The sequence below is a fragment of the Capnocytophaga canis genome (genome assembly GCF_000827555.1).
Lineage (GTDB): Bacteria > Bacteroidota > Bacteroidia > Flavobacteriales > Flavobacteriaceae > Capnocytophaga > Capnocytophaga canis.
Genome location: NZ_CDOI01000090.1, coordinates 60,063 through 73,240, shown reverse-complemented (window position 1 = coordinate 73,240; position 13,178 = coordinate 60,063). Strand labels below are relative to the sequence as shown.

8 protein-coding genes are annotated in these 13,178 nt (G+C 37.2%); 3 read left to right on the top strand and 5 right to left on the bottom strand.

From position 1 onward, the window contains the following. Positions 1–128: 128 nt before the first annotated feature. Positions 129–1,187, top strand: a complete 1,059-nt coding sequence (locus tag CCAND38_RS02710) for a 3-oxoacyl-ACP synthase III family protein (RefSeq protein ID WP_042343723.1) — start codon at positions 129–131, stop codon at positions 1,185–1,187. A 70-nt stretch (positions 1,188–1,257) separates the two neighbouring features. Beyond that, positions 1,258–1,932 (top strand): GTP cyclohydrolase I FolE, encoded by a 675-nt coding sequence (gene folE, locus CCAND38_RS02705; protein ID WP_042007550.1) that lies wholly within the window; start codon positions 1,258–1,260, stop codon positions 1,930–1,932. Positions 1,933–2,023: 91 nt separating this feature from the next. Here folE and ftsZ read toward each other — a convergent pair whose 3' ends face one another. The 5 genes from ftsZ to nhaC form a co-directional block, all read right to left on the bottom strand. After that, a complete protein-coding gene (gene ftsZ / locus CCAND38_RS02700; protein ID WP_082024937.1) occupies positions 2,024–3,796 on the bottom strand; it encodes a cell division protein FtsZ in 1,773 nt (590 codons plus the stop codon). An 18-nt stretch (positions 3,797–3,814) separates the two neighbouring features. Next, entirely contained in the window at positions 3,815–5,236 is a 1,422-nt protein-coding gene (gene ftsA / locus CCAND38_RS02695) for a cell division protein FtsA (RefSeq protein WP_095894437.1), read from the bottom strand. Between the two features lie 133 nt (positions 5,237–5,369). Continuing rightward, positions 5,370–6,098: a cell division protein FtsQ/DivIB gene (locus CCAND38_RS02690; RefSeq protein WP_231549991.1), complete on the bottom strand. Its 729-nt coding sequence runs from the start codon at positions 6,096–6,098 to the stop codon at positions 5,370–5,372. A 14-nt stretch (positions 6,099–6,112) separates the two neighbouring features. Then, entirely contained in the window at positions 6,113–8,011 is a 1,899-nt protein-coding gene (locus tag CCAND38_RS02685; RefSeq protein WP_042343689.1) for a polysaccharide biosynthesis protein, read from the bottom strand. A gap of 520 nt (positions 8,012–8,531) precedes the next feature. Further along, positions 8,532–9,983 carry a Na+/H+ antiporter NhaC gene (nhaC, locus tag CCAND38_RS02680; protein ID WP_042343687.1) on the bottom strand — a complete coding sequence of 484 codons (1,452 nt, stop codon included), beginning with the start codon at positions 9,981–9,983 and terminating at the stop codon, positions 8,532–8,534. Positions 9,984–10,245: 262 nt separating this feature from the next. Between nhaC and alaS the strand changes: the two genes are divergently transcribed. After that, positions 10,246–12,882 (top strand): alanine--tRNA ligase, encoded by a 2,637-nt coding sequence (gene alaS / locus CCAND38_RS02675; RefSeq protein ID WP_042343686.1) that lies wholly within the window; start codon positions 10,246–10,248, stop codon positions 12,880–12,882. Positions 12,883–13,178: the final 296 nt, after the last annotated feature.

Sequence of the window (13,178 nt, the reverse complement as noted above, 5' to 3'; positions counted from 1 at the left end):
GAGGTATTTGTTCAGAGTTCATAAATTTCGTTAAAAAAATAATGTTGCTTTTATTTAATGAGTACCTTTGTGACTCACTTTACGAGATTCCCTAACGAAGGGGATTATGGAAGAGAGTGTTTATTGAAATGGCAACAAAAATTATAGGCGTAGGAAACTATATTCCCACCCAAACTATCACCAACGTGTTTTTCGATAGCTACCTTTTTTTAGATGAACGCGGAAATATCTTGAAACAAGACAACTCTACAATAGCAAACAAACTTAAAGAAATCACAGGAATTGAGGAGAGACGCTATGCAGAGAAAGAGCAAAACACATCTGACTTAGGGTTTCTTGCAGCAAAAGAAGCTATTGAAAACGCAAAAATAGACCCGAATACGCTGGATTATATCATCTTTGCTCATAATTTTGGAGACGTAGCTTTCGGAACCATTCAGTCGGATATGTTGCCAAGTTTAGCAGCACGAGTAAAACATAAATTGGGAATTGAGAATAGTTCATGTGTGGCATATGATCTTATTTTTGGTTGTCCAGGGTGGGTAGAAGGTATGATTCATGCTAACGCATTTATCAAGGCTGGAATCGCGAAGCGTTGTTTGGTCATCGGAGCAGAAACTCTTTCACGCGTGGTGGACATCCATGATCGTGACACTATGATCTATGCCGACGGAGCTGGAGCGGCCGTTATTGAATTCAGTGATGACAACGCAGGATTGAAATCACATCTTTCGGCCTCGTTCACTGCTAAAGAAAAAGACTATCTATTTTTCGGAAAATCATATAACACAGATAGCTGTTCTTCAGTACGATATATTAAAATGAACGGACGAAAAATCTATGAATTTGCACTATCGAACGTGCCACAAGCAATGAAAGAATGTTTCGACAAAAGTGGCTTTAGTATTGAACAGTTAAAAAAAATAATCATCCATCAAGCAAACGAAAAAATGGACGAAGCCATCGTGAATCGTTTCTATCAACTCTACAATTTACATGCCCCTGAGAATGTCATGCCCATGGTGATTCACAAATTAGGTAATAACAGCGTAGCTACAATACCTTCGCTACTGGCAATGATTATGAAAGGAGAACTGGATGAACATCGGATTAATAAAGGGGACGTAGTATTGTTTGCCTCGGTTGGAGCAGGAATGAACATCAACGCTTTTGTATATCAATTTTAGAAAAATAAAGATATATCGGGAGAAAAAGATTATATTTGCGGTTTTAAAACATAAGTTTAATATTTTAGAAATGATTGACAAACACAATTCTGAAGAAGATATTTTAGGTGATAACCACGTATGTACATCGGCAAAAACACCTTTACGAAACGATGCTTTCGACAAATCAGATTCTGAAAAAATTGATGCAATTGAAAAAAATGTACGTGAAATCATGCACACCTTAGGATTGGATCTGGATGATGACAGTCTGCGAGGAACCCCAAAACGAGTAGCAAAAATGTTTGTAAAAGAAATATTTGGCGGATTGCATCCTGACCGAAAACCATCGGCTTCAACCTTTGACAACAGCTACAAATACGGTGAAATGTTAGTAGAAAAAAACATTGTAGTTTACTCTACCTGTGAACACCATTTGTTGCCGATTATTGGTCGAGCCCATGTGGGATATATCTCAAATGGTCGAGTTATCGGACTATCAAAAATGAATCGTATAGTAGAATATTACGCAAAGCGTCCGCAAGTTCAGGAACGTTTGACTATGCAAATTGTTCAAGAAATGCAACAAGCTTTGGGTACGGAAGACGTAGCTTGTGTGATTGACGCGAAACACCTCTGCGTCAATTCGCGAGGTATTAAAGATATTGAAAGTAGCACTGTGACAGCAGAATTTGGCGGAAAATTCAAAGACCCACAGATTCGAAAAGAATTTTTAGAGTACATTAAATTAGAAACACGATTTTAGCTTAATTTAGGCATAACGTCCTACCAAATAAACGAGGCTACCTGAAATATATTCGGTAGCCTCGTTTAGTTTATGTATAGAAATCTTATCGCTAATCTACATTATCGTGTAAAAACGAATTATTTTTTCTGAATTGAATCTCCCCCGAACTGTCTCTACTGATAGAAGTTCTTGAATGAGAATTACTATCCGTATAATTGGATGTGTTAAACTTATAGTTATAATCTTGTAGGCGATTTGAACGAGTTTTCATAATATTTGCAGGAATCGGATTATTGAAAGGATCGTTGCTCTCACTCTCAGTAAACATATCCATTTGCTGTCCCGCTTCGCTTAAAGGCTCCACTCTTTTATACAGAATAACTTCATTATCAGAAACTTCCGAAGGATGTGCTTGAGTAAGAGTTTCTTCTAACTCCATATAGTCATTTAAAGAATGGCGAATCTCTCCTGAAGTAGTTATGTGAGCCTTCGTTGTGAAATTACGAGGCTGATTTTCTTCAGTATCACCCAACTGATGTACAATTCTTTCTGAAGAATCTTGTTTTTTAGTTGACTCTACAGCACGTGATGATTGCCCTGATTGCATGTGTTGCTGTGGTCTATTCGCAACCTGTGGTTTTTCTATGATTGTAAATTTTTCTTCTGGAAGAACAAGTTCCTGACTCACCCAAATATTAAAAAGGTCGACCATAGAAGTAATCGCACTCTGATTTTGAGGAGCTTTTGGAGCTTCAGGGGTAGCTGGTTTTGCCCAAGTAGTATCGACTACGGGAACCGTTTTTCTCTCCGTTAAGTCATGAACTACTGGTTTTGTTTCATCAAGTACATGGATTACTTTTTTGGTTTCAGAACTCACTATTTCACGTTGTTGGTCAGCATCAAACCCTGTTGCGATAACTGTTACAGAAAGAGCTTCTCCCAAACTATCGTCCTTTCCTACTCCCATGATGATATCGGCCATATCATCACCTGCCTGATCTTGAATATAATAGTTAATTTCCTCAACCTCACGTGTGGTAGCTTCTTTTGACCCCGAAACAATGAGAACCAAAGCATTTTTTGCTCCCGTGATTTTATTATCGTTCAAGAGAGGAGAATTCAAAGCCCCTTCAATAGCTTGAAATGCTCTATTTTCTCCTTCACCAATGGCAGACCCCATGATGGCAGTTCCTCCATTTTTGAGGACTGTGTTAGCATCACGCAAATCTATATTTAGTGTGTAGTGCTTACTGATTACCTCTGCCATTCCTTTTGCGCCTTTCATCAATACCTCATCAGCCTTTGCTAAACCTTCGGTAATTCCCATATCACCGTATATTTCAGTGAGTTTGTTATTGTTAATCACAATCAAGGAGTCAACATTCTCACGCAGTTTTTCAATTCCTGCTTTGGCTTGTCGGCTTCGCTTTAACCCTTCATAAATGAAAGGAGAAGTGACAATCCCTACGGTGAGTATTCCTAATTCTTTGGATTTTCGAGCAATGATGGGAGCCGCTCCTGTTCCAGTTCCTCCTCCCATTCCTGCGGTAATAAAAACCATCTTAGTATTGTTTTCCAACACCTTGCTTATTTCTTCTAAACTTTCTTCAGCAGCTTTTTCTCCTATGGTTGGGTCAGCCCCTGCTCCCAATCCTTCTGTTAAAGTAACTCCTAATTGAATTTTATTGGTAACAGGACTATTTTCAAGAGCCTGAGCATCGGTGTTGCAAACCACATAATCCACGCCTTTGATTCCTTCTAAGAACATGTGATTCACGGCATTACATCCTCCTCCGCCAACACCAATCACTTTGATTACATTGCTTTTTCCTTTGGGCAAATCAAATAATCCTAAATCTTTATCCGTATCGTTTGTATTCATAATTGTTCGTTTTCCACTTTACTTATAATCTTTGTCGTCGTCATAGTCTTCACTAAAAAAACTATCCATTTTATCTTTGAGATTTCTTACGCGTCCCCAAAATCCTCCAGATTTTTCTTTTGGAGCTTCCTCTTCCTTTCTAACTTCCTCCGAATCCAGAGCAACCCTCAATTGTGCTTGTTTCACTTGTTCTTTTAAGGCCTCTTGCTCTCGTTCTTTTTCCTCAGCTTCTTGCTTTTTCTTCTCTTCGAGTTGTTGCATGATCAATTTTTCGGATTCATGAGCTATAGCACTCATAACCAACCCTATAGATGTAGCATAAACCGGAGAACTTATTTTAGCATCGGGTTTGCTGGTCAAATGTTGATTTGGATAACCGATACGAACGTCCATACCCGTGATGTATTCCGTTAGTTGAACGATGTGCTTTAACTGGCTTCCTCCTCCTGTGAGTACAATCCCTGCGATGAGTTTTTTCTTATTTTCTTCGTGACCATAATTTTTAATCACGTTATAAACCATCCCGATAATTTCGCTTACACGCGCATGAATAATTTTGGATAAGTTTTTCAGAGATATTTCTTTAGGTTCTCTTCCTATAATTCCAGAAATGGCGACAATCTCATTATCTCTATTCTCCCCTGGCCAAGCAGAACCAAATTCGACTTTGAGTTTTTCCGCTTGTCTACTAAGGATAGCACATCCTTCCTTAATATCTTCTGTTATGATATTTCCTCCCAGAGGTATTACAGCGGTATGACGTATGATTCCGTCCTTGAAGATTGCCACATCTGTGGTACCTCCTCCAATGTCTACCAATGCTACTCCTACATCTTTTTCTTCTTCCGTCAAAACAGCTTCAGCAGAAGCTAACGGTTCCAACGTAAGATCAACAACATTGAGTCCTGAAGATGTCACACAACGCTCTATGTTTGTAGAGGAGCTTACCTGTCCAATTACCAAATGAAAGGAAGCGTCCAGCCGAGAGCCAATCATTCCGATGGGATCGGACGTTGGTTCCTGATCATCTACCCGATATTCTTGGGGTAACACATGAATGATACGTTGACCTGGAGTTAGTCCAATCCGATAAACTTGCTGTTTTAATTGCTCCAAATCATCAATATCTATCAATTTATCGGCATCTGGACGGATGATATAATCACTGTGAGAGCGACTCAAAATATGTTGCCCTGCAATACCAACCATCACATCTTGAATATCTTCCAAACCAGTTTTGGTTTTAGCATCAGCGATAGCCTCTAAAATGGATTGTGTGGTTTTAATGATATTCTGAACAACCCCTTTTGTTATTCCATCGCTTTTTGATTGTCCATAGCCCAAAATTTGAATTTTTCCATATTCATTTCTTGTCCCAACCATAGCGACAATCTTGGTGGTGCCAATATCTAAACCTACATAATATTTTTTATCGTTCAAAGCATTTTTCATATTGATAATGAGTCTTTTAGCCTTTTTCTCTATTTTAAAGTCTTTTCCATATTATTTTCTAATCCCCAAATGTAGGAATATTTTTTTACGCAAGAAAATAATTTTTTGCAAAGATAAATAATTATTTTGTGCAAACCACTTGATTTGCATATTTTAAATTAACAATTTTATAATCATTTAACCGATCATCTTTCTCCATCTGTCGATAAAAAGCTTTCAGATTTGCCTTTTTTTGTTCAATATTCTCATATTTCCCAAAAATAACTACGAAATTAGGTATTCTTAATCGAAAATGATAATCCCCTTTGTTTGTGACTTTGATTTCGGTAATGTTTTTGGTTAGAAAATCATCTTTTTTTATAAATTGTACCAGCTGATAGGTAGTTTCCCAAAATTTCTGAGCGTTTCCGTACACCAAAGGTACTCTTGCTGAATAAATGTTGGATAAAGGCATTAATTTCCCTTGACTATCCATATAGGAAAAAGCACCATTCTCGTAAATCCGGGCTATGGGCTGTCGTTGTTTTACCGTAGCCTCTAACACTCCATCAATGGTGTAAAATACTTCAGCTTTTTCAATCATTTGGTGATTATTCAAGGTTTCTTCTAAGTCCTTCAAATCTACTAATTGCAATGGCGTAAGCGCCTGTGGATCTTTGAGTAAAATCCGCCGTATAGATTCATCCGTAACAAACTGCTCATCACTTAAATGATTGACATTGACTTCTTTCACTGACCGATTAGCATGTCGCATTGAAGCAAAAATTTGCAAAAATATCGGTAACAGAATGATTATCAGCAATTTGTTTATTTTACTTAGTTTAAGTTTCATCTTTGTTGCTATGCCCATAAGTATCCTTTTTATTACTTATCCAACTCTTCATAAATGGAATTATTGCTTTTGAATTCTTTCACGATTTCTTTTAAAACACGTACCATTTGAAGTTTATCTCCTGTCTGTGCGACAGCTACGATTTTTTCCGACAATTGATTAATTTGGTCAAAGGGCACCGAAGGATCTTTTGAAATCATAATCTTCTCATGGTGTGTTGGTAACGTTTTTGTATTATCACTCAATAGTTCCTCATAGAGTTTTTCACCTGGACGAAGTCCTGTATAAACAATCTTGATATCTGTTTCAGGTTCGTAGCCCGATAGTTTTATCATACGAATAGCTAAATTCAAGATTTTGATAGGTTCTCCCATATCAAAAACGAATATTTCACCTCCCATACCCATCGTTCCTGCTTGAAGCACTAACTCACAAGCCTCAGGAATGGTCATAAAATAACGGACAATGTCGGGATGCGTTATGGTTATAGGGCCTCCTTTTTCTATTTGTCGTTTGAAATGAGGAATTACCGAACCATTCGACCCCAAAACATTCCCGAAACGCGTAGTGATAAATTTTGTTGTGTTGGTAGTTTCCTTTTGCAACGCTTGTACAAAAAGTTCGGCTGTCCTTTTGGAAGCACCCATCACATTGGTTGGATTCACTGCCTTGTCTGTGGAAATCATCACAAATCGCTCCACTTTGTACTTACTTGACAATAAGGCTACATTGCGAGTCCCTTGAATGTTAACCAAAATAGCCTCATAGGGATTTTCTTCAATTAATGGTACATGCTTATAAGCTGCTGCATGGTAAACGATTGAAAAATGATATTTTTGAAAAATCCTTTCTAATCGTTCTCTATTTGATATATCAGCAAGAACAAATTTAAACGAAACCGTAGGGAATTTTTCTCTTAATTCCAATTCAATATCATGCAAAGGTGTTTCAGCCTGATCCAAAACCACAATCTGAGCTGATTTAAAAGTAGCTATCTGTCGAATGAGCTCACTCCCGATGGATCCCGCTCCTCCCGTTACTAATATATTTTTTTGAAAATGTTTTTGTATAACTTCTTGATTTTCAATAACTATAGGTTTTCGATGCAACAAATCCTCTATTTGTAAAGATTTAAGTTTTACATCTTGGTTTGACCTTACTTTTTGAAGTCTTGGTGTTTTTAGTACTTTCAGCCCTTTGTCTAGAAAGATATTTGTCCACTCGGCAATTTCCGACCGTGAAAGTGCATTTTGGTTAATCAAAACTCCATCTATTTGTAGTTGAGCCTTACTTTTTGCAAGAAAGCTCTGCTTTTTTATTATTTTTTTACCTAGTAAAGTAGCTTTCCCTATGTTACCATCTACCAAAAAACCTACCAAATCGTAAGGAGTATATGGATTGTCTCTAATGACTTTAGCTACGGAAACCATTTCAGTATCAGTCCCTAAGGCTATAATTTTCCAATGCTGTTTCTTTCCGTTATTCCACTCATTAATTTTCCTAAAAAACTCTTTCACGGTTATCCTAAAGAAAGATAATAGGAAAAATGACAATACAAAATTTACAACCAAATGTATGTCTAAAAAAATTGGGTAGCCATATACTCTCTGCCAAAGCCAACTAACTGCCTTTGAAGCAAATAAAATGCTAATTGTTATAAAAAAAATTTTCCAAATATCACGAAAAGTTGAATGTCTGACAAGCCCTCGTTGTGATTTGAAAAGCCATAAGAATAAAAAGCTTATCGCGAGTATTAACACCATCCTTTCGTAACCTGATGACTGAGCCTTAATCCCAATTTTTTCAAAAAGAAAAACAGTAATCCACAACGAAATAGTGTTTATTAGTAGATCAATAACGAGAACCAACCACCGAGGGGTGTGTCCTAATTTTTTTAAATGATGTGCTATTATCACTTTTAAAGTTTTCATTTTTTATATCGAATATACGTTTATGGTATGGTCGTTTTAATGGGATTTTTAATAATATCCAGAAATGTACTTCAATTCGCTACCTGATGTGTTTCCAGAAAAGCTTATTTTATAACTCATTCTATAGTTATAACTCTTTTCTGTAATTATACCTCTTCCCAGACCACAAAAGTAGCATAAATATTCGGTTTAGAAACAATCAAAAATATCTCAAAAAGGTTAAAATAATGTTATAGTTTTCAACTCATTAATTCACAAATAGATAAACCAACCTTTATCTGTCTTTCAAAAACTTCCTGTTTGGATAGTTCGTCTATAATACTATGTCTGTAATAAACTTCTTTTTTGTGAATGTTTTCGAACAGATATTTTATATATATCTACAAAGAAAGCTTGGAAAGGTAAATTTTTGATAGTCTAATCAATAGAAAGACCTTCCACGAGTGGATTCCAGGATTCATTTATCAAATTTGGAATCTGTGGATTGCAAAAAATAACTAAATGATTAATTATAAGACAATTAAATATCCTTTTCAGTGATTCGTCTAATTTTTATTCGGAAAGCAACGAAAATCAATGTCATAAAAGGGCTGATGATGTTGAAAAATGCATAAGGTAGATAGGTCAAAGTTGGAATTCCTAACACACCGCTATTATATGCTGCACAGGTGTTCCATGGGATGAGAACTGAAGTTACGGTTCCAGAGTCTTCGAGCGTACGGCTCAGATTTTCAGGAGCTAACCCTTTTTTAGCATAAGCTTTTGAGAACATTTTTCCTGGAACCACCAACGAGAGGTATTGATCAGAAGTCGTTATATTTAATGCCATACAACTCATGACTGTACTGGCGAACAGTCCAAAAACGGACGAAAACAAATTGAGAAGAAAATCCGTAATCCGTTCCAATGCTCCAATAGCTTCCATTACACCTCCAAATGCCATAGCACAGATTATCAACCATATAGTATGAAGCATACCACTCATTCCTGACGAAGAAAATAATTCATTCAAAATTTCATTATCTGTAGGGATCTGTGTGGATGTAGTAATCGTTTCCATCATAAGGCGATAGGTAGAGGCAAATTCCATACTCATGGTTTGTGTCAATTCCAGGAGTAAATCGTGCTGAAAAACCAACGCAAACAATGCTCCAAGTATTACCCCACAGAACAAAGCTACCAAAGGCTCTGCCTTTTTGTAAATCATAACTAAGATAATCGCAGGAACTACAAATACCCAAGGAGTTACGTTGAATCGTTCCAAGATAGCATTTTGAATTGCCTGTGTATCAGAAATCCCATGAGTGTCAATTGTAAACCCAATTACAGTAAAAATAATCAAAGCAATGATAATAGAAGGTACTGTGGTGTAGGTCATATACTTGATATGAGTAAAAATATCCGTCCCTGCTAATGCAGGTGCCAAGTTTGTTGTATCACTCATGGGCGACATCTTATCTCCGAAATAGCTTCCTGAGATGATTGCTCCTCCGATAAGTCCTAAAGGAATACCCAAAGACGTTCCTATACCAACCAGAGCTATACCAATGGTGGCAGAGGTTGTCCAGCTACTACCAATGGCTACCGAAACGGCAGAACAAATAATCACACTAGCTGGTAAAAAGATAGAAGGCGTCAGAATTTGAAGGCCGTAGTAAATCATTGTTGGGATAATACCGCTCAAAAGCCACGTGCCAGAAAGAGCTCCTACCAAAAGTAAGATTAAAATCGCCCCACTGGTGGACTTGATGTTATTGTATATTTCATGTGTCATTGTACGAATCGGTACTCCATTAATAAAACCAATAAAAACTGCAATAGCAGCTCCCAACAGTAGAATAAACTGATTCGAACCACCCAAAGCATTGTCTCCATAAACGTAAAAAACATTGTATCCTAACATCACTATCAGGATGATAATCGGTAAAAAAGCCTCAAAAAGAGATATCTTAAAAATTGGTTTTCTTTCCATTTCATATTGATTGATAGGCAAATATAGAAATAAAAAAAATATTTCATACAAAAAGTTACATTTATAACAAAATAAAATTTACCTTTTATATATTTTGAAGTGGTACTGAACCCTTATACCTGATTAGCGTATAGCATATCTACTTTGGTTATGTTTTAAAATTTTCTATATTTGCACCTTAGGAATGTTTGAATGATAGTGATAACTGTAATTAGAGTGTATTCATTCAAAAAAACCTCCTAACTTATTGATTAGAAAGCATATGACTTCACAAGAAATTAGACAGAAATTTTTAGATTTTTTCCAAAGCAAAGGACATACGATTGTGCCTTCTGCCCCTATGGTTATCAAAAATGACCCAACTTTGTTGTTTACAAATGCGGGAATGAACCAATTCAAAGAATATTTTTTAGGCAATGGAAAACCAAATAGTAAACGTATTGCAGACACTCAAAAATGCTTACGTGTTTCGGGGAAACACAACGATTTAGAGGAAGTAGGTAAAGATACCTATCACCACACCATGTTTGAGATGCTCGGCAACTGGTCTTTCGGTGATTACTTCAAAAAAGAAGCTATCGAATGGGCGTGGGAGCTTCTTACCCAAGTGTATAAAATCCCTAAAGACCGACTCTATGTAACCGTTTTCGAAGGAAGTCAGCAGGATAATGTACCTTTTGACCAAGAGGCTTACGATATTTGGAAAAATCTGATCGAAACCGATAGAATACTTTTAGGAAACAAAAAAGATAACTTTTGGGAAATGGGTGACCAAGGGCCTTGTGGGCCTTGTACCGAAATACATGTTGACATACGCTCCGATGATGAACGACAAAAAATCGATGGTAAGGAATTAGTAAACAACGACCATCCACAAGTTATTGAAATATGGAACAACGTGTTTATGGAATTTAACCGTAAGGCTGACGGCTCTCTTGAAAAACTTCCTGCACAACACGTAGATACGGGTATGGGATTCGAGCGACTTTGTATGGTATTGCAAGGAGTACAGTCGAACTACGACACTGATGTTTTCACTCCGCTTATTAATCGGATTGAAGAAATCACTCAAAGTAAATATGTGGTAGGAAATAATGTATCCGATGAACAAGAGCAGATTAACATAGCCATTCGTGTAATTGCTGACCACATTCGTGCCGTGGCTTTCGCCATCGCTGATGGACAATTACCTTCTAACAACGGAGCTGGTTACGTTATCCGCCGTATCTTGCGAAGAGCTATACGCTACGGATTCACATTCCTAAATCAAAAAGAACCTTTTATCCATCAGCTTGTTACGACTCTTTCTCAACAGATGGGAAAAACCTTCCCTGAGATAGAAAGAAATGCAATTTTGGCGGAAAACGTCATCCGTGAAGAGGAGGCTTCTTTTCTTAGAACCCTCGAGCAAGGTTTATTGATGCTTGATGCCATGATGAATAATTCCATGGACAAGGAACTTTCGGGTGCTAAAGCATTTGAACTTTATGACACTTACGGCTTCCCTATTGACCTTACTGCATTGATATTAAGCGAGAAAGGATTCACACTAAACGAAAAAGATTTTGAGGAAAATCTCCGTAAGCAAAAGGAACGTTCACGGGCTGCCGCACAGGTTAAAGCAGGTGATTGGGTGGTACTTCGTGATGACGATGAAGAAGAATTTATCGGTTATGATACTCTCGAGGCCTTCGTACGCTTAGTAAAATATCGAAAGGTAGAAAGTTCTAAAGAAGGAACATACTACCAGTTAGTATTCAATACCACACCATTCTATCCTGAAGGAGGTGGACAAATAGGCGACAAAGGTACACTACAATCCGCAAACGGAGAAGTTACCTATATAACTGATACAAAGAAGGAAAACAACTTAATTATACACATATCCGAAACGCTTCCCGAAAACGTAACTGACCCATTCAAAGCAGAAGTTCATCCGTTAGGGCGTTCGCTCACGGCTGCCAATCACTCAGCAACTCACTTACTGCATCAAGCATTACGTGAGGTGTTAGGTACGCATACGGAACAGAAAGGTTCACGTGTGGATATGCACTCATTGCGTTTTGACTTTTCGCATTTTCAGAAAGTCACTGACGAGGAATTAGAACGCATCGAACTCCGCGTAAATGAACTCATCGGACAGAAAATCAATTTGCAAGAACACCGAAATTTACCTATCCAACAAGCAATGGACATGGGTGCAATGGCTTTGTTTGGTGAAAAATATGGTGATAACGTACGCGTAATTCAGTTTGGTGATAGCAAGGAACTCTGCGGAGGTACGCATAGCAAAAACACTGCGGATATATGGTATTTCAAGATCGTTTCAGAGGGAGCCGTAGCCTCGGGCATACGTCGTATTGAGGCAATTACCAAGCATGGAGCGTTACAGTATTTTAAAGACCAAGAGAAATTGGTCAAAGAAATAAGGCATGGTCTTAAAAACGCTCAAGACCCTTTGAAAGCCATATCACATTTGCAGAATGAAAATCTGCGTTTGACCAAAGAAATTGAAGAGTTAAAACGTCAACAAGCGAAAAATCTCAAATCAGAACTTAAATCCGAGTTTAAACCTGTAAATGGAATCAACTCTTTAATAAAACGATTGGATTTAGACCTTGCTTCGCTGAAAGATTTGGCATTTCAGTTAGGAAATGAAGTCGAAAAAGCATTTATCCTTTTCGGAGCTACTCAGGAAGAAAGTAAGGCCTTATTGCTTTGCTATATTTCGAAAGATTTGGTAGCCGATAAAGGTTTAGACGCTGGTAAAATTGTTCGCGAACTGGGTAAACATATACAAGGAGGCGGAGGTGGACAGCCTTTCTTCGCGACAGCAGGTGGTAAAAATCCAGCAGGACTCGACCAAGCTCTTGAAAAAGCCATTGAGTTTGTAAAATAATTTATATTTTACTAAATGTAATAAAAACAACATTTAAGAACATCTTAACTTGTTGTTATTAAAGTTATAAGCGTTGTGATGAAACTACCTTCATTACAACGCTTTTTTCATGTCTAAATATTATTTCTACTTAAGATTTACCGAGATAGAAGCGATAAACATCTAAAAAGGAAGCTAATTTTTGTACATCATACGATCTTATCCAGTCAGTTTCTCTATGAAACATCCAAATGTCTACGAAATATACTACTATTTGGGGAAGTTTCAATATCGTGATAAATTTCTAAACTTCACAT

Coding starts and splice junctions, on each gene's coding strand:
- CCAND38_RS02710 (WP_042343723.1), top strand. CDS start 129: ATGGCAACAAAAATTATAGGCGTAGGAAACTATATTCCCACCCAAACT.
- folE (WP_042007550.1), top strand. CDS start 1,258: ATGATTGACAAACACAATTCTGAAGAAGATATTTTAGGTGATAACCAC.
- ftsZ (WP_082024937.1), bottom strand. CDS start 3,796: ATGAATACAAACGATACGGATAAAGATTTAGGATTATTTGATTTGCCC.
- CCAND38_RS02690 (WP_231549991.1), bottom strand. CDS start 6,098: ATGGGCATAGCAACAAAGATGAAACTTAAACTAAGTAAAATAAACAAA.
- CCAND38_RS02685 (WP_042343689.1), bottom strand. CDS start 8,011: ATGAAAACTTTAAAAGTGATAATAGCACATCATTTAAAAAAATTAGGA.
- nhaC (WP_042343687.1), bottom strand. CDS start 9,983: ATGGAAAGAAAACCAATTTTTAAGATATCTCTTTTTGAGGCTTTTTTA.
- alaS (WP_042343686.1), top strand. CDS start 10,246: ATGACTTCACAAGAAATTAGACAGAAATTTTTAGATTTTTTCCAAAGC.